This is a genomic window from Paenibacillus jilunlii, from assembly GCF_900102965.1.
GTDB lineage: Bacteria > Bacillota > Bacilli > Paenibacillales > Paenibacillaceae > Paenibacillus_AQ > Paenibacillus_AQ jilunlii.
Genome location: NZ_FNGM01000005.1, coordinates 150780 through 168280, shown reverse-complemented (window position 1 = coordinate 168280; position 17501 = coordinate 150780). Strand labels below are relative to the sequence as shown.

Annotated in this window: 11 protein-coding genes; 10 read left to right on the top strand and 1 reads right to left on the bottom strand. The window is 46.2% G+C overall.

The annotated features are described in order from the left end of the window. Positions 1-102: 102 nt before the first annotated feature. On the bottom strand, positions 103-660 hold the full coding sequence (locus BLQ82_RS11400; protein WP_062527105.1) for a class I SAM-dependent methyltransferase: 558 nt from the start codon (positions 658-660) through the stop codon (positions 103-105). A gap of 709 nt (positions 661-1369) precedes the next feature. On the opposite strand from BLQ82_RS11400, the gene BLQ82_RS11395 reads away from it, so the two are divergent. From BLQ82_RS11395 to BLQ82_RS11350, 10 genes are all read left to right on the top strand, one after another. Next, positions 1370-2314, top strand: a complete 945-nt coding sequence (locus tag BLQ82_RS11395) for an RES family NAD+ phosphorylase (protein WP_163704267.1) — start codon at positions 1370-1372, stop codon at positions 2312-2314. A 378-nt stretch (positions 2315-2692) separates the two neighbouring features. Next, positions 2693-5005 (top strand): GH39 family glycosyl hydrolase, encoded by a 2313-nt coding sequence (locus BLQ82_RS11390; RefSeq protein WP_163704265.1) that lies wholly within the window; start codon positions 2693-2695, stop codon positions 5003-5005. Positions 5006-5200: 195 nt separating this feature from the next. Continuing rightward, positions 5201-7246, top strand: a complete 2046-nt coding sequence (locus tag BLQ82_RS11385; RefSeq protein WP_062527111.1) for a beta-glucosidase — start codon at positions 5201-5203, stop codon at positions 7244-7246. A 39-nt stretch (positions 7247-7285) separates the two neighbouring features. Then, on the top strand, positions 7286-8644 hold the full coding sequence (locus tag BLQ82_RS11380) for a glycoside-pentoside-hexuronide (GPH):cation symporter (RefSeq protein WP_062527114.1): 1359 nt from the start codon (positions 7286-7288) through the stop codon (positions 8642-8644). A 410-nt stretch (positions 8645-9054) separates the two neighbouring features. Next, positions 9055-10011 carry a carbohydrate kinase family protein gene (locus BLQ82_RS11375; RefSeq protein ID WP_062527121.1) on the top strand — a complete coding sequence of 319 codons (957 nt, stop codon included), beginning with the start codon at positions 9055-9057 and terminating at the stop codon, positions 10009-10011. Between the two features lie 12 nt (positions 10012-10023). After that, the gene (gtfA, locus tag BLQ82_RS11370; RefSeq protein ID WP_062527124.1) at positions 10024-11493 is read left to right on the top strand and encodes a sucrose phosphorylase; all 1470 of its coding nucleotides are present in this window, start codon (positions 10024-10026) and stop codon (positions 11491-11493) included. A gap of 26 nt (positions 11494-11519) precedes the next feature. Then, positions 11520-12326, top strand: coding sequence for an alpha/beta hydrolase (locus BLQ82_RS11365; protein WP_039833150.1), 807 nt, complete (start codon positions 11520-11522; stop codon positions 12324-12326). 107 nt (positions 12327-12433) lie between these two features. After that, on the top strand, positions 12434-14134 hold the full coding sequence (locus tag BLQ82_RS11360; protein ID WP_062527126.1) for a sensor histidine kinase: 1701 nt from the start codon (positions 12434-12436) through the stop codon (positions 14132-14134). Between the two features lie 11 nt (positions 14135-14145). Beyond that, entirely contained in the window at positions 14146-15741 is a 1596-nt protein-coding gene (locus BLQ82_RS11355) for a helix-turn-helix domain-containing protein (RefSeq protein WP_062527128.1), read from the top strand. A 169-nt stretch (positions 15742-15910) separates the two neighbouring features. After that, positions 15911-17455, top strand: a complete 1545-nt coding sequence (locus BLQ82_RS11350) for an ABC transporter substrate-binding protein (protein WP_062527131.1) — start codon at positions 15911-15913, stop codon at positions 17453-17455. Positions 17456-17501 lie beyond the last annotated feature (46 nt).

Here is a 17501-nt window from a genome sequence, read left to right as displayed (position 1 = left end):
CAGTACCCGTGATTCGCGAAATTAAAACCTTTAATGATATGGCTAACACCCCATTTTTAGGCTCAAGATTTCCCGAGAAATGGGGCGAATTTAATTCAAATCTTAAGTATTATTTTTTATCAGCAACGGCTTTTTTGCATCTATAATAATGGATACCATTCCTAATTCATTAATGGAGTTCCTTGTATCAAAACGAAATGATCTCCCTATTTTCCCGTCCATTTCATTCCAGTATGTATAATGAAAATCTCCGTTCTCCTCGCAATACTCCAACAATGTTACATCAAACCCTGCCATTTCAAATACGGATACAAAAGTCTTTGCATCATAAACTATTTTATGGGATGCCGCAGGATGATCCGCTGGTCCAGGACCTCCGACTTGAACCATCTGTTGATACCACTCATTACGGAAATTTTTATCGGGAACCGCACAACGGATGTAACCGCCAGGTTTTAAAAACTGATAACAATACTTCGCAGCCGTAACCCCTTCCTCGTAAGTTAGATGTTCCCACACATGTTCAGCCAAGAGTGCATCAATACTCTCTGGTTCAGATAAGTTGATCCAACTCTCCAAAGATAGTAAATTCAATTCATCTTCTTGGGTACTGAGCCAACCATCATACTTTGTCTGCCCTGCTCCAATGACCACTTTCATATAAATACCATCTCCATTTTGTTTGGAATAACACAACTTACATTATATGTTATTCAATAAATAAATCAATTGTAGTTGGGACGCTTACAGATAGAGAAGGAGGCCGCAAAAATGGTTGGTTTTCATGATCTGGCGGTCGGGAACTGCTCGTTGACACTTGGGCTTTGCCCTCCACCTGTTGTCAGGGTATATTGATTTTGTAATTAATTTCACACCTAAAAGATATCAAATTCTCTGTCTTGATATCGTGTAGCATCATAATACGTACTTACGCTTGCTGAGAAGTAAGCACCAAGTTATTATTTACGTTTGCAAAAAGAAAAGCAAAACAGAAGCGAGAAGATTTTACAATACATAAACTAATAGATGTTCCTGTGATGAGTTTCTATTGCGAGGGCCAGTCCATCTTCTATGTTAATAAAGAGGATCAAAAGAGATATCGTTTTGATCGAAGCAAAACTGATGATGCGGCTACAGATTAAGCAATCAGTCAATTAACATTTGGCCATCAACATACGTATAAAATAATCAGTAGTTGAGAAGTTTCCCCATGTGCATAGGTCGATTGGATACTATTCTTTTTTTCATTCAAATTGTAAGATTAATTTACTTAGATAAGTCAATGAGTCAAGAAGAACACTGTGTTTATTAGGCAGACGATTCCGACCTCGTCAAACGTTATAAGTTTAAGAAACGAAAGGTGATGATTTTGATCGAAGATGAAATAACACTCCAGGATAAACTAGAGTTCTTTCATTTAGTTTTTGCAGAAGAATTTGATTCGATTTTTTCAGCAGATATCATATGCTGTGAAGAATGTGTAGATGAATTTATCAAATACTGGCCGGGTGTCTATATTAACGATCAGGATTTTCAAACCTACTCAATACAAATTTCATCATTGTATTCGATGATGCGATTCAGTGATTTTATAACTGAAGATGAATTTAACCAATTCTTATCTGATTTAGTATGTCCTCGATGCAACCAAAAATTACGTGGAATCATCTATCCTTATAATATGCAGTTTAATGAACATCCTTTTGCACTTGAGGTGTTTCAAGAAATCACTAATATATCTCAAACTATTGATCCTGAGATTTTATCTGATGCAGTATACAGAGCCCGAATATTCAATAATGAAATTGTTTATACTGCAGCTGACTTTTTTGCTCCTCCTAAAGAGAAGGTTGCTGAGGGAAGATATAATCATGCTGGAAAACAAGTATTATACCTTTCTGAGGAGCCGGAAACATGCTTCCATGAACTACGTTCACCCCAAGAAGGTGTGATGATTGCAAACATTCGTATAAAAAAACCAATTAAAGTTTTAGACTTAACAATGCAATCACATGAGTCAAACATCATTAACTTAATAAGATGGTCATCCTTAATGAGTTCGCCAAATGAAGGGGAGGGGTGGCACAAGCCTCACTATGTCTTTACAAGATTTATTGCTGATTGTGCTATAGCTGCTGGATTCCATGCTATCAAATATCCGAGTGTGCGCTTTGATGAAGGTATGAACCTAGCACTAATTAGTTATTCAGAGCATATAAATGATTTTCAAGTTAATGAAATATTTTTATTTAATGATAGTAATACTAAAATTGAAATATTAAAACAAAGATTAATGGAATCTCTTAGTTCATAAATTATTAAGCAGTGATTTATTTTGACGTATTAGTTTCATGCTTCGATCCAGACTTTTCTTGACCCGGCAAAAATTCAAAAAAAGTGTAGATATTGGTGTTGAGAGGAAGTGCTAGTTCAATGAAACAGCGATAGTCTTAGGATTTATCTTCCCATCCTTTGCTGTCGCTGTTTCACTGTTCCAAACTCTAGAGCCAGACTTGGTACCAAACCTGTTGGTTAAAATTATTAAGGGGGTGATGATTTGAAGTATTCCGTTATTCAGATTCCGTATCTGCCGGGGTGTCCGATCCATGTCAAGGTCAATGATACTAATTCCGAAGAGCTGCATCGACACTCGGGTCTGGAAATAATCTGGCTTTTTACTGGGAAACTGAAGGTGACCATCGGCCAAAATGATTATCATCTACATGAAGACAATCTGCTTTTAATTAACCATTTCGAATCCCATCGCGTAGTTCCGCAGGCCTTAAATACCCGCTTTATTCAGTTGCACGTGGACAGCCTTTTTATATATAAGCACAATCACGATTTCTACAACTTGAACTATGATCTGAAATCCTTCAAAAATAGTGAAGACAACCAACATCCGTATGATGTTGTTCGTATTTTATTTAGTCAATTGGTCGGGCAGGGGGAAGAAAATAACGATGTTCTCCGGTTGTTGGGCTACATAACGTCCCGTTTCAGTAAAAAGCTTCCCTCGCCGGAGCCGGACAATCGTGCTTCAAATAAAGAATTTAATATTGTCCAGCAAATCTTGAACAGGGTTGAACTGGATTTCAAAGGGAAGATTACGTTAAATCAAATCGCACAGGAACAGCATTATAATTCATCTTATCTATCTGACATTTTCCGGAAAAACGCCGGGGTTACGTTTAAAGCTTATTTGGAAGAAGTCCGGATCAGGTATTCTTTGTTCTTGCTGCAAAACCAGGAAACGTCAATTACGAACATAGCCTTATCTTCAGGCTTCAGTGATGAAAAAAGTTACTATAAAGCCATCAAAGATAAATTTTCATTAACCCCTCTGCAGCTGCGCAAAAAACATCTGGAGGAGAACCAGGACGGCCTGGCTTTGACCGACTTTTCCAAGGAGCAATTGATTCATCACTACGCCTCGCTTCCGCTCGAACTAAAAGCAATAGAGGAAAATACGATCCAATCCACCATTGTCAAGGATATTCAAGCGGAAGGTTACGAATTAAAGCAGGTGTGGAACAAAATCATGAACATTGGATCTGCCAATACGCTGCTGAATCAGAATATACGTGATCAAATCAAAGAGATGCGGGAAGAAATCCCAATTGAATATTTACGTTTTGAAGGCGTATTCAATCAGGAATTGGACGTGATTCAGAAAGATCGGGACGGGTTAAAATTCAGTTGGAAATTTATTAACAATATTCTGGATTATACCCGGGAGCTTGAACTCAAACCATTTATTTGCCTGAGTTATATGCCGCTTTTATTTGCCAGCAAAAGCACCAGTTTTTTTAATTATCAGGGAAATACCTCGCCCCCGAAAGAAATGAGCCAGTGGCTGTCCCTGGTTCAATCCTTTATGATGAATTGCATTAACCGTTACGGCCTTGATACGGTTTCCGAATGGTATTTTCAAATATGGACTGAGCTTCCGGCGTATGGGATTCATTGGAGCGGTACACTTGAACAATATTTCGAATTATATAAGCAAACGGCGCTGCTCATTAAGGGAATATCTCCATCGCTCAAGGTGGGACCTGCAGCTGAAAATTTCCATACGGACGATCAGCTCTCGGAGAAACTGCTCGGATTTTGCAGGGAAAATGCGGTGCCCCTTGATTTTTACAGCTGCAATATTTACCATAACCGCGTCAAATTTAAAGATTGGCTGGAGCGATCCCAAACAAGTCCTGTCGATATTAAGCTAATTCCGTTTCAATATGAAGCCAAAAACCATACCAGGCATTTGCTGGAGAAGATGCATCGCTTGTTGGAAACTCACTATAAGGAAGATATTGAATTCATCGTAACGCGCTGGAACTTTAGCTGGGATGTTACGAATTTCCTTCATGATACGGCTTTTATGGCCACCTTTATTATTGATCATATGCTTGATCACTCAGCGGCCCATGCCAAGGCCATCGGTTTTTTATCGGCTTCCGATATTCTCTATGAATGGGATATTAAAAGCAATCCCTTTTTTGGGGGGACAGGGCTGGTGAATACGGAAGGGATAAAGAAATCCGCGTATTATGCCTTCGTATTTTTATCTAAGCTGGGAAGCACCGTGTTTGCCAAAGGCAAAAATTATATCATGACCAAACGTGGAGAAAACATCCAAATATTAGCTTACAATCACACCTACCCTGACCAATTGTTCATGAAGGGAGGCCAACCGGATCAACATTCTTATGATATTTTTGAAGAATCCAATGATTTACTATTAAATATTCACCTGCAAAATATCTACGGAACCTATAAATGCAAACAATACAGTCTTAACCGAGACCATGGATCTGCTTATGACGAATGGATTCGCATGGGTGAATATGCTGATCTGAATCATGAAGAGACGGATTACTTGAAAAATATATCCAGACCTTCCCTGCAATTAAAGCAGCTTACCTTAACAGGCGATTTTCATCTTTCGTTGCATGTTCCGGTTCACGGGGTCGAATGCATCATCCTAAATAAGTTTTATAAATAAGCCAAAGAATTCCCCATATCATTTGGGGGTAATTCTTTGGTTTTTTTCTTTTTTCTTGCGGATATCCGGGACACTTGCCCTTATCTTCCTATCACTTGCCCAAGAAATAGGAAGGAAACATGGACTGATCTGAACTACAATTTGTTTGAAAGCGGTTTTATAGAGATTTGAAAAACAGACTGGAGGAGATTGTGGATGAAGGCCAATAAACAGGTTCGCTTATCATATACTGCGAAGGCGAAGGAAATTGTAAGCCAAATGAGCTTGGAGGAAAAAGTATATCTCATGAGCGGAAGAGTCTCCATGGAGGAAATGCTGGAAGATTTTAAGGAGAGACATTACAACTGGAGACCTTATCCCGCCGGCGGAAATGAGCGCTTGGGGGTGCCGGAACTGAAATTTGTCGACGGCCCTCGCGGAGTCGTATCCGGCAACAGCACCTGCTTTCCGGTAGCCATGGCAAGAGGTGCTGCCTTTGACCCTGAGCTTGAAGAGCGCATTGGACATGCTATAGGCAAAGAGGTTCGCGCGCAAGGCGGCAATTTTTTTGGCGGCGTTTGCATTAACCTCCCGTATAACCCGGGTTGGGGCAGAAGCCAGGAAGTATACGGCGAGGAATCGTTCCACCTGGGCGTCATGGGTTCCTCTTTGGTAAAAGGGGTTCAGGAAGAAAATGTAATCGCTTGCGTGAAGCATTTTGCTTTCAATAGCATGGAGTGGGCCCGGTTTAAGGTGAGCGTCATCGCTGATAAACGAACGGAACGCGAGGTTTTTTTGCCGCACTTTAAGGATTGTGTAGATGCAGGTGCCGGCAGTGTAATGAGTGCCTATAACTTGTACCACGGAGTTCATTGCGGGCATCATGATTATTTGTTGAATCAGGTTTTGAAGGATGAGTGGGATTTTGACGGTTTTGTCATCAGTGATTTTGCCTGGGGCATCAAAGATACGGTTGATGCTGCAAATGGCGGCATGGACGTTGAAATGTGCCATACGAAATTTTTTGGCGGCAAGCTGGTTGAAGCTGTAAGAAACGGTCAAGTCAGCGAAGAAAAAATCGATGAGTCGGCAATAAGAATTGTTCGTACATTACTGGCATTTACAGGAGCGGACAAGGATACGTACGGCAAGGACCTGATCGCAAGCAAAGAGCATATCGCATTGGCGCTGGAAGCTGCCGAGAAATCCATGACCCTGATGAAAAACGATCACCATGTCCTGCCGTTCTCGAAAACAGAGACAAAGCGTATCGCGGTTATTGGCGGACTCGGCAGCAAAGGAAACATTGGCGATCATGGCTCAAGCCGGGTGTTTCCGCCTTACATTGTTACACCGGTGGAGGGAATTAAACGCCTGCTTCCAAATGCCGAGGTGGTCTTCGACAGCGGGGAGGATTTGGAGCAAGCGAAGCAATTGGCGAAATCCGTTGATGCCGTTGTTTTTGTCGCAGGATATGACCACGATGATGAGGGGGAATCCGTCACGAACGAAGATGCAGATTTGAAGGCGGGCGGGGATCGTAAAAACAGTCTTGGTTTGCATACGAAGGATGTTGAACTTATTAAAGCGGTTGGCCCCGTTAACCCCAACTCTGCTGCTGTATTGATCGGCGGCAATATGATCATGATTGAAGAATGGAAGCAGTCCGTGTCGTCCATCCTGATGGCCTATTATCCGGGAATGGAAGGCGGCACCGCCATAGCGAAAACGTTGTTCGGGGACGTTAACCCGGGCGGCAAATTGCCTTTTGTTGTACCGGCGAGCGAAAGCCATCTTCCCCAAGTGGATTGGGATGCAGCCGAGATCAAATATGACTATTATCATGGGTATGCCAAATTGGAGAAGGAAGGAATCGAGCCTTCCCTGCCTTACGGATTTGGTTTATCCTACACCAGCTTTGCAATGTCCCATGCCTCCTTCCAAGCAGTGGATGATCACATCATCGCAGCTTGCGAGGTTGAAAATACAGGAGACGTAACGGGTGACGAAGTCGTTCAGCTGTATGTCGGTTTCGGCAACTCCGGGCTGGACCGGCCCGTTAAAGTGCTGCGCGGATTTAAGCGGATCACGCTGAAGCCGGGACAAAAGAAGAAGGTTGAAATCGCCTGTCCGGTGGAAAAAATCAAGTGGTTTAATCCTGCCGCAAACCGGTGGGAGCTTGAAAAGATGGCCTATGAGGTGTACATCGGAACCAGCAGCGCAGAAAAGGATTTAATCAAGGGAAGCATTATCTTACACTAGTTCCCCCCCTTGAAAACGTTCCCAACAGGAGGATGCACAATGGCGATAAGAGAAGAGTCCAATCAAAAGTTATCCTTATTGGAAAAAGTAAGCTACGGTTTGGGAGATACGGCTTCAAACTTGATTTATGCGGTGGTTACCACTTATTTAACTTTCTATTTTACGGATGTCTATGGCATTGGCGCTGCCGCAGTAGGTACACTATTGTTGGTTGCAAGACTTGTGGATATGGTGGACAGTCCTATTTTCGGCATCCTTATCGACAAGACGCATACCAAATGGGGGAAATCAAGACCGTGGATTCTATGGTCCTGCTTTCCGTTTACCATCGTGACGATCCTGTTGTTTATGGGACCTGAGTTAAGCGCGTCCGGTAAACTGGTGTATGCTTACATTTTCTATATTGCTTCCAACATTCTGTATACAGCCGTTAACAATCCGTTAACTACCTTGCTTCCCAGCTTGTCCAGCGAAATTCAGGAACGAACGGTGGCCAACTCTTTTCGGATGTTTGGCGGGCAACTGGGCGGATTGCTGGTCAATCTGACGTTATTGCCGCTTGTCGCATTTTTCGGGAATGGGGATCAGCAGAAGGGCTTCTTCCATACGATGATTCTTTTTGGCGCAGTGGGGCTGGCGATGTTCCTGATCACATTTTTCAATACGAGAGAACGTGTTCTAGATAGATCCGGGGGCAAATCATTGCCTGTCAGGGAGAGCGTCAAAGCGATTAAAGGCAATATGCCATGGGTTGCCGGGGTTTTAATAGGCGTCGTATTTTTTATCTTGTACGTGGTGAAATTGTCGTCAGGCATATATTACATTACCTACAATCTGAATCAGCCTGACCTCGTCACTACGGCCAATACGCTCGGCTCGTTGACACTGGTGGGAATTATCTGTGTGCCGTTCTTATCCAAGAAGTTTAGTAAAAAAACGTTGATGATCACCGGAATGGCCGTCAGCCTGCTCGGTCAGCTGATTATTTATCTCGGTGGCGACAGTACGGCTATGGTGCTTACGGGTATAGTCGTTGGTGCCGTTGGTCTTGGATTGCCTGTCGGGTTATTGTTTGCACTCATTGCCGATACGGTGGATTATGGTGAATGGAAATCAGGCGTTCGCGCGCAAGGCTTGCTTGCTTCCACTGCTTCCGGGATCGCCATTAAATTAGGTTCCGGCCTTGGCGGTGCGATACCGGCTTGGTTGCTTGCGGCAGGAGGATATGTTGCCAATCAAACCCAGACGCCGACCGCACTTCGAATGATAGAAATCAGTTTTATCTGGCTGCCAATCCTGTTATGTATATTGTCGATTCTCATTTTGGTTTTTCTATACCGTTGGGACAAACCCCATCATGAGATTGTTGCGGAATTGGAAACGAGAAGAGCTCAATAGAATCGCAAAAATCACGTTAGGCTCCCTTTCCGAGGAAAGAGAGCTTCTTTTTTCATCAATTCCGGTGAGCCTCCCCAATAAAGGGGCGTTGCGATGGCTAGAAGCTTATTTAAACTATAGAGGAGCAGTGATTATGCAAATCAAAAAAACATAAGCATTCAAGTATAGATAAAATGATTGCTCTTGGACCGGATACCAATTCGAATAATAATTTTTGATCGGATGAATTTTAGCCTCTGTCTGAGTCTAATCGGCATATACCCATTAATGATGCTGTTGGTACAATTGGATTCGCCCGTTTTTTTGTAAAAAAAGAACTGATTTTTGCAAGCCATCCTGCCAGGTGTCCGGCTAAACTTATAGGTGTCCAATAGTTGTGACGCTTTGATATAGAGCAAGGGGGCCATAAAATGATTGGTTTTAATGACAGGCTGATTTTTGAAAATAAATCCAATGACCTGCTGGCGGCCGGTGAACTGCTCGTTGACATGATCTCCAATGAGTATGATGACACATTTCAGTCTGCCGGATATACTAAGTTTCCGGGAGGCTCACCCTCCAATATCGCGATCAACGTGAGGAAGCTTGGGATCAGTTCCGTCATAGTTTCTGCAGTGGGAGAGGACGGCTTTGGCAAGTTTCTGGTAGACCGGCTGCGGGGAGAAGGACTGGAGACACAGGGCATTCAGCGTAACTCCAATTCTACGAGCTTGGTGGTGGTGTCCAAGAGCAAATCGACTCCGGTTCCGATTTTTTACCGCGGTGCGGACTATCATCTGGCTTATACGCCAATGCTTGATGCCGCTTTGAAGTCTTCCAGAATTGTTCACTTTTCCTGCTGGCCCGTATCCAGAACCCCTTCCCGGCAAACCATCGAAAGGATGATTGAAGAGGCGAGAAAAGAGGGGATGCTGATCGGCTTCGATCCCAATTATCATTCTGCGATTTGGCAGGAGGGTGAAGACGGCGTACAGTACGTGAAAGACTTAATCTCCAAAGTGGATATTATCAAGCCATCGGAGGACGATGCCGAGCGGCTGTTCGGACGTGACACGCCTTACCGTCAACTGGAGAAGTTTCTTGAGCTTGGAGCCAAGCTGGTTATTTTGACGTTAGGGGAGAACGGGGCCATTGTCTCGAATGGGAGAGAAACAAGAATCTTTGAGACCCTGGCCACGGATGTTGTGGATACCACGGGGGCCGGAGATGCGTTCTGGTCCGGGTTTTATACAGCGGCAGTGAAAGGGTATACGCTGCAGGAAGCCTTGAATCTCGGATTTGCTGTAAGTGCCTTCAAACTGAAGTATACCGGAGCTGTAGTCGATCTGCCAAAAATTGAGGACATCCAGGCATACTACAATTTGTAGGAGGTTATAGCTGTGGCTATCAAAAATAAAGTACAGTTGATTACATATCCCGATTCCATGGGCGGAAATCTGAAGGTGCTGTATGAGCTGCTTCAGAAGCATTTCACCGATGTTTTTCCGGGCGGTATTCATATTCTTCCTCCATTTCCTTCCTCCGGGGACCGGGGATTTGCTCCGCTCACCTACCTTGAGATCGAGCCGGACTTCGGCACATGGGAGGATATCCGGGCGATAGGCGAACAGTTCAATGTGCTGGTGGACCTGATGGTGAATCACATCTCCAGACAATCGCTGTATTTTCAAGACTTCCTTGAGAAAGGCCGGGCTTCCGAATATGCCGATTTATTTATAACCCTGGACAAGATATGGGAGAACGGAGAGCCTGTCGGGGCGGATATCGAGAAAATGTTCCTGCGGCGGTCAGTCCCGTATTCAAGCTTCTCCACCCTCGGAAACGGCGGGGAAGAAAAGGTGTGGACGACCTTTGGCAAGACGGACCCGTCGGAGCAAATTGATCTGGATATCCATTCTCCGCTCACCCGGCAGCTGCTGCAGTCATTTTTTGAGAATTTCAAGGCGCAGAACGTCAAGATTGTAAGGCTGGATGCTGTCGGGTATGTTATCAAGAAACTGGGGACCAGTTGTTTTTTTGTGGAACCGGAGATTTACGAGTTTCTCGGCTGGATCAGGCAGATGGCGGATTCGCTGGACATGGAGCTGCTGCCCGAGGTACATGCGCACTATAGCACTCAATACAAACTATCGGAATATGGATGCTGGATATACGATTTCATCCTGCCCTACCGGGTGCTTGAGGCGCTTACCGGCAGGTCTAATACAGAGCTGTATTCCTATCTCAGAACCCGGCCGCATAAGCAGTTCACCATGCTTGATTGCCATGACGGCATTCCTGTTAAGCCGGATCTGGACGATCTCATCGATACGGATAAAGCCAGAGAATTGGTCGATATCTGCGTGGAAAGGGGGGCGAATCTGAGCCTCATTCTGTCGGAGGAGCACAAAGCCGCAGACGGCTTCGATGTCCATCAGATCCGCTGTACGTATTATAGTGCGCTGAATGAAAACGATGATGCGTATATCGCCGCCAGAGCGATCCAATTCTTCACCCCAGGCATTCCGCAGGTGTATTATGTGGGTTTAATGGCCGGTAGAAATGACATAGAACAGGTAGAAAAGACGGGCGAAGGGCGGGAAATCAACCGCCATAACTATACCGTGGAGGAAATCGGGCGGGGACTTGAACAAGATGTCGTGAAGCGGCTCATGAAGCTGATCCGCTTCCGCAATACTTACAGTGCCTTTGATGGGGCGTTTCAGGTGCTGGATGCTGCACCGGATGAGATCCGTTTGCTGTGGGAACAAGACGGGAAATATTGCAGGCTGTTCATCAGCCTGCAGACGTATCAGACTGTTATTGAATATGTGGACGAAGAAGGAAGGCCTGCCACGTATCAGGTATAGTCTAAATTTTATAGGGAGTGATTATTTTGGCTACGCTGCAAATAAGTTTTCATTCGAAATGCCTGAGAAGAGAGGTGATCTTCAACGCATTATTGCCGGTCGATCTGCCTGAAGGATTTGGACAACCGGTATGGTCGGGGGAACCTCTGAAGGCCATTTATCTCCTCCATGGCTTTTCCGGAAGCCATAACGACTGGATGAATTTCTCGCGGATCAGGGAACTGTCGGACAGGTACCAGATTGCGGTTTTTATGCCTGCCGGCGAAAATCGCTTCTATCTGGATGATGAGAACAGGGGCGAATGGTTCGGAGAATACATCGGTAAGGAGCTGGTGGATTTCACTCGCAAGCTGTTCCCGCTGTCTACAAGACGCGAAGATACCTATATCGGCGGTTTGTCCATGGGAGGTTATGGCGCAATCCGCAACGGTCTGAAGTATGTGGAACAATTTGGACGTATTATAGCCTTGTCCTCAGCGCTGATTCCTTATAGAATTGCGAATGTGGCTCCGGATTACGATGACGTTATAGCCGGCTATAACTACTACACAAGCACCTTTGGTGATTTGAGTCAATTGCTTGGCAGTGACAAAGACCCGGAAAGCCTTGTTCTTGATATGAAAAAGAAGGGACTTAAGCAGCCTGAGCTGTATATGGCCTGCGGGACGGATGATTTCCTGCTGGACGTGAACCGCAGGTTCCATGAATTCCTTGAACGGGAACAGGTCGGGCATCTATATGTTGAAGATGCGGGAGCCCATACCTGGGACTATTGGAATAAGCACATTGAAGCTGCGCTGAAGTGGGCAGCGGAAGACAGCGCTGCTATTTAATAGCCTGATAAATAATTGAAAGCCGAATACTTGTACGCCCCTGGGCTCCGGTCAAGCTGGAATTGGTTCAGGGGCTTGCTGAATTCCGGGGAGGAAGAAGTGGTGGTATGATTCGGACAAACAGTATCGTATTCAAGTTTTCGGTGCAGCTGACGGTTATTCTGGCGATTCTGCTGTCCATCCTTGTGCTGAGCAATATTTACTCCCTGGAAGTGGTACGAAGCAATGCGCTTACCAGCTCCAGGAATACACTTGCCATCTACCAGGCGAACATTCATAACAACCTTAATAACTTCTCCAAAGATCTGACCGAAGTGTTCGATAATAATATTGATGCCGCAGTGGGTTTTTCCTACTTGGAGGAGAGCAGCCAGTATTTCAGAGCTATGGAGCTCAAAAATACGCTGCTGGCCAAGATGTCGAACGATTATGCCAGCGACGGCATGTTCATCAGAATTCCCGGCGAGTCTGCGCTTGAGCAGTTCAGCAACCGGATACAATCCGGGGACAAGCTTGCTCTGGTCAATTTTCTTGACACTTACGAGTTCAGCTCCGGGCCATCCGTTGAAGCCAAGCCATGGAAGACGCTGCAGATCGAGGGAGACTACTATCTGTTCAATTATATTACCTACTCGGGAGTCAGCTTTGGAACGTTTGTCAAAGCGGACAACCTGCTGTCGATGGTTAACAGAGGAGGCAACGATCAGAACCGGTATGTGCTGAGCAGTACAGAGGGGAGAATTCTGTCGGCTAACCATATCGTGCTGCAGGCAGTTGCCACTCTGGACAGCCTGACCAGAGAGTACAAGCGCAGCTATCTGATTGTGTCTGAGCCAATCACGGAATTCGGACAGATTACAAATATCGTAGCCAAGGGAAGCCTGTTTGCGGGCTTAAAGCTGATTCAATGGAGCATCGTTTTCTTGGCCGTTCTCTCGGTTATTGTAGTCCCGCTCGTGCTGCGGTTCTTGACAAGGGATGTGTTGAAGCCGATTCTGGAGCTGGTGAAGGCGGCCAAAGTGGTGGAGCAGGGGCAGCTGGAGTATTCTGTTCCCAAGGGCACGCCGTATTCCCTGGAGTTCATGAAGCTGTTTCATGCGTTCGAATCCATGGTCAGCGAAATCAGCGGCTTGAAGATTCAATCCTATGAGGAACAGATTGAAACCAGCCGGGCGGAGATCAAATATCTGCAGATGCAAATCAGGCCCCATTTCTTTCTGAATGCCATCTCGACGATCACCAGCCTGACCTATCAGAATAAAAACGAAGAAATCCGGCAGCTGATCCAATGTCTGTCCGAGCATCTTCGGTATATGCTGAAGGGCGGACTTGCAGAGGTCCCTATGGAGGAAGAAATCCGCCATGCTGAAAATTACATTCGGATGCAGGAGATTCGTTATCCTGACCAAGTGTTCTATATGACCGAGATTAATGAGGAGTCCCGGTGCGTCCCTATTCCTCAATTCATGATTCAGACCTTTGTGGAGAATGCGTTCAAGCACGCGATGTTCTATAAAGAGATGTTATCCATATTCATCCGTGTCCGGTCGGAGACAAGGGAGGGAAGCCCGTTTGTCAAAATTGAAATCGAGGACAACGGAGGAGGCTTCTCCGCCGAATGGCTGAATAACCCGGAGGCCGAAGAAGCTGCGGAGGATGGGGGTCGGGTCGGCATTGCCAATATTCGAAAAACGCTCCGGCTGCTCTACAAACGCTCCGATCTGCTTAAGCTGTCCAATGCCGGGCAGGCCGGAGCAAGAGTGGAATTGTGGATACCGGTACAGGAAGCCCGCCGCGAGCCGATCTAGGAGGGGGAAGTATGCGTTGCTTGTTAATTGATGATGATATCCCTACGGTTCATGCTCTGCTCGGTATTGTAAATTGGGAGGAATTTGGAGTGACCGAGGTGCTGACCGCTTATAACATAGAGGAAGCGAAGCAAATCTTCAATGGCGGCAAGCCCGATCTGATTATCTGTGATATTGAAATGCCCAGAGGCTCCGGGATGGATATGATCCAGTGGGCCAGGGAGCATCAATATGAGGGAGGGTTCATATTCCTGACCTGTCATGCGAGCTTCACCTTCGCGTCCCAGGCGATTCTCTACAATGCCGATTCTTATCTGGTCAAACCGCTGGACAAGCAGGAGCTGGAAGCTGCGGTGCAGAAATCCATCGAGACGCTCAAGAAGAAGGCGCTGATGGGCGAATACAGCAAACTGGGGAAGGCCTGGCTGAAGAATAAAGATTTGGTGGAGCGAGGTTTCTGGAACGATGTGCTGACCGCCGCGATTTCTCCCCGAGTCCATCTGATTCAGAGTGAAGCCCAGAAGCGGGAGCTGGACGTCTCCGTCGATACCGAATACGTTCTGCTTCTCGTAAGCGTCCCGCGCTCCCAGATTGAACGGGAGTGGGATGATAGCATATTCCATTATGCGCTGACCAACCTGATTTCCGAAATTCTCACCGGCCAGATCAGTGCGGGCCGGATTATTGCTTATCAAGCCGACAATGTATTCTACAATGCCATTCTCGTCGAGAACGGCATGGATATACGGGAGCTTCAGCACAGTGCGGAGCATATCATCCTCATGTGCAGGCAATATTTGAAATGTACGGCTACCTGTTATTTCAGTGAGAAGGCGGCTGTTTCGGGACTCTCGCAGATCAAGACGGAGCTGGAGCAGCTCGATGAGTCCAACATCATTTTCAGGGGTAAGGTGCATCATCAGAATGAGCCTTTCCATTACGATACTACCGAGCGCTTCACGCTGGATATGGAGCTGTTCACCATGCTGTTCATCCAGAAGGAGAAGGTCCAGATTGTAAATCGGCTGAAGAAGGAACTGGAGACGCTGGCGGCTCTGAACAAGCTGAATTCGGCGACACTGCATTCGATCCGCGAGGACTTCCTGCAGGTGGTCTATTCGCTGCTCTCGCGGCACCAGATTGGAGCGCACCGGCTTTTTGCCGGGGAGGCCGCCCAGCAATTGGCTCATAATGCCGACAGCAGCGTGTTTGATTTCATGAAATGGGCCCAGGCGGTAACGGATAAAACGGTAGATTCCATTAAAGAAGTGCTGCAATCCGAAGGTGTGGTTGAAAGAGCCAAGCGCTTTATTCATGAGAACTTCAGACAGGATCTCAGCCGTGAGGATGTCGCGGCAAGCGTCTATCTGACGGGCGATTATCTCGCCAAGGTCTTCAAGAATGAGACGGGGCAGACGGTTAAGGAGTATCTGAATGACTGCCGGATCAAGGAGGCCAAGCAGAGATTGATTGAGAGTACGGCCAGCATAGGCGACATCGCTATGGATACCGGGTTTGATACGATCTCTTACTTCTCCACGGTATTCAAAAAACTGACCGGAGAAACACCGATTGCCTACCGCTCCAAGCATAAATCTGTCCGGTAACCGTTAGCCGGCCAAGCAGCGATTTTCCTGTGAGGGGAAAGTCGCTGTTTTGGTTTATAAGAACGGCATGACAGCACGGTTTTTCGAAAAAACACACCGTCTTTTTAAAAGCTCCGCATCCCCCAAACAAGTACAATAATAACGAAAGCACAGAACAGGAGGCATGAATATGAAAAGTAAAAAGGGGTTAGGTTCATTATTGTTGTCAACGGTGTTATGCAGTTCACTTCTGGCGGCTTGCAGCAACAATTCAAATACATCCGCAACCGATTCCGGGAATACCCCGGCAAAGGAGAAACTGACGGAGATTGTTTTTGCCCTGCCGTCATTCAACCGGATTCCGGATGATCTGAGCAAAGTAACAGACGCAATCAATGCGATCACCACAGAAAAGATCGGGGTAAAGGTGGATTTCCGTCTGTATGGTCCTTCCGATTATGCCCAGAAGGTCAATCTGGCTCTGCAGAGCGGAGAGAAAATGGATGTCTTCACCACCCTGGGGCAGCTCTCGAATTATGTGTCGAAAAGCCAGGTGTCTCCGCTCGAAGAGCTTCTTCCGAAATACGGAAAGGAAATGACTGCGATCCTGGAAAAAGACTTCGGTCCCGATATTCTCAAAGCTACAACGATGGACGGGCATATCTACGGAATTCCGGTGAATAAAGGGATGGCCTTGCCCACTATTGTGATCTACAACTCCGATATGTTGAAAGAAGCGGGGGTATCGGCTGACCAGATCCGCACGGCTGAGGATCTGCCCGCCGTCTTCGCGGCCGTGAAGCAGAAGAATCCCGATGTGGTTCCGTTCGGACCGATCAGTGTGAATCCGACAGATACGGGGCTTATCAATATGCTGAAAGGCGCGAACAAGGTCGATTACCTGACGGATACAACCGGAGTCGGCGTTGTCATTGGCGACAGCGGCAAAGTCGTTAATTACTATGAAACCGATATCTTTAAGAACGGAATTCAAATGATGAGAGACTGGTTCAATGCGGGTTATCTGCAAAAGGATACCGCAACGACGACGGTTACAGCCATGGAGCTGATTTCTTCCGGACGCGGTTTCTCCTATATTGGAGGCTACAGCGGCATGGAGGTAGGTAAAACCCTGAGCGCCCTGGCAGGCAAAACGCTGGAAACCAAACGGATCGCTCCTTTTTATTTTGATACAAGCGCCGTGAACTCTGTAACCTGGATGGTGTCCAGCACCTCTAAGGAGCAGGAGGCCGCTGTGAAATTCCTGAACCTGCTCTACACAGACGCCGATCTGATCAATACCATTCTCTTTGGCGTAGAAGGGGAGGATTACCTGAAGGTTGACGAGCATCATGTGAAATTCCCGGAAGGCAAGGATGCCAACACGGTGCCTTACACAGCAATGCTGAGCTCCGGAGTTGTAGGCTCGGAATCCCTCCAGTATCAGTTCGAGGGCATCAACTGGTCGGATGTGGAATTGAAGCTGAAGGAAAACAAGGATACGGAAAGATCGCCGTATTTCGGATTTATTTTCGACCAGAGTCAAGTAAAAACACAGATGAGCGCCGTGAACAACGTCGTGAATCAATTCCTGCCGGCGCTGGTCAGCGGCTCGCTTGACCCGGATACGATTATTCCGAAATTCATCAATGCGCTCAAGGATGCAGGGGCCCAGGCCATCATTGACAGCAAGCAGAAGCAGCTGGACGAATGGATTGCCGCGCAAAACAAATAATTCCAAAGAACTGCTGAGAATGGAGCCGTTCACAGGCTCTGTTCCC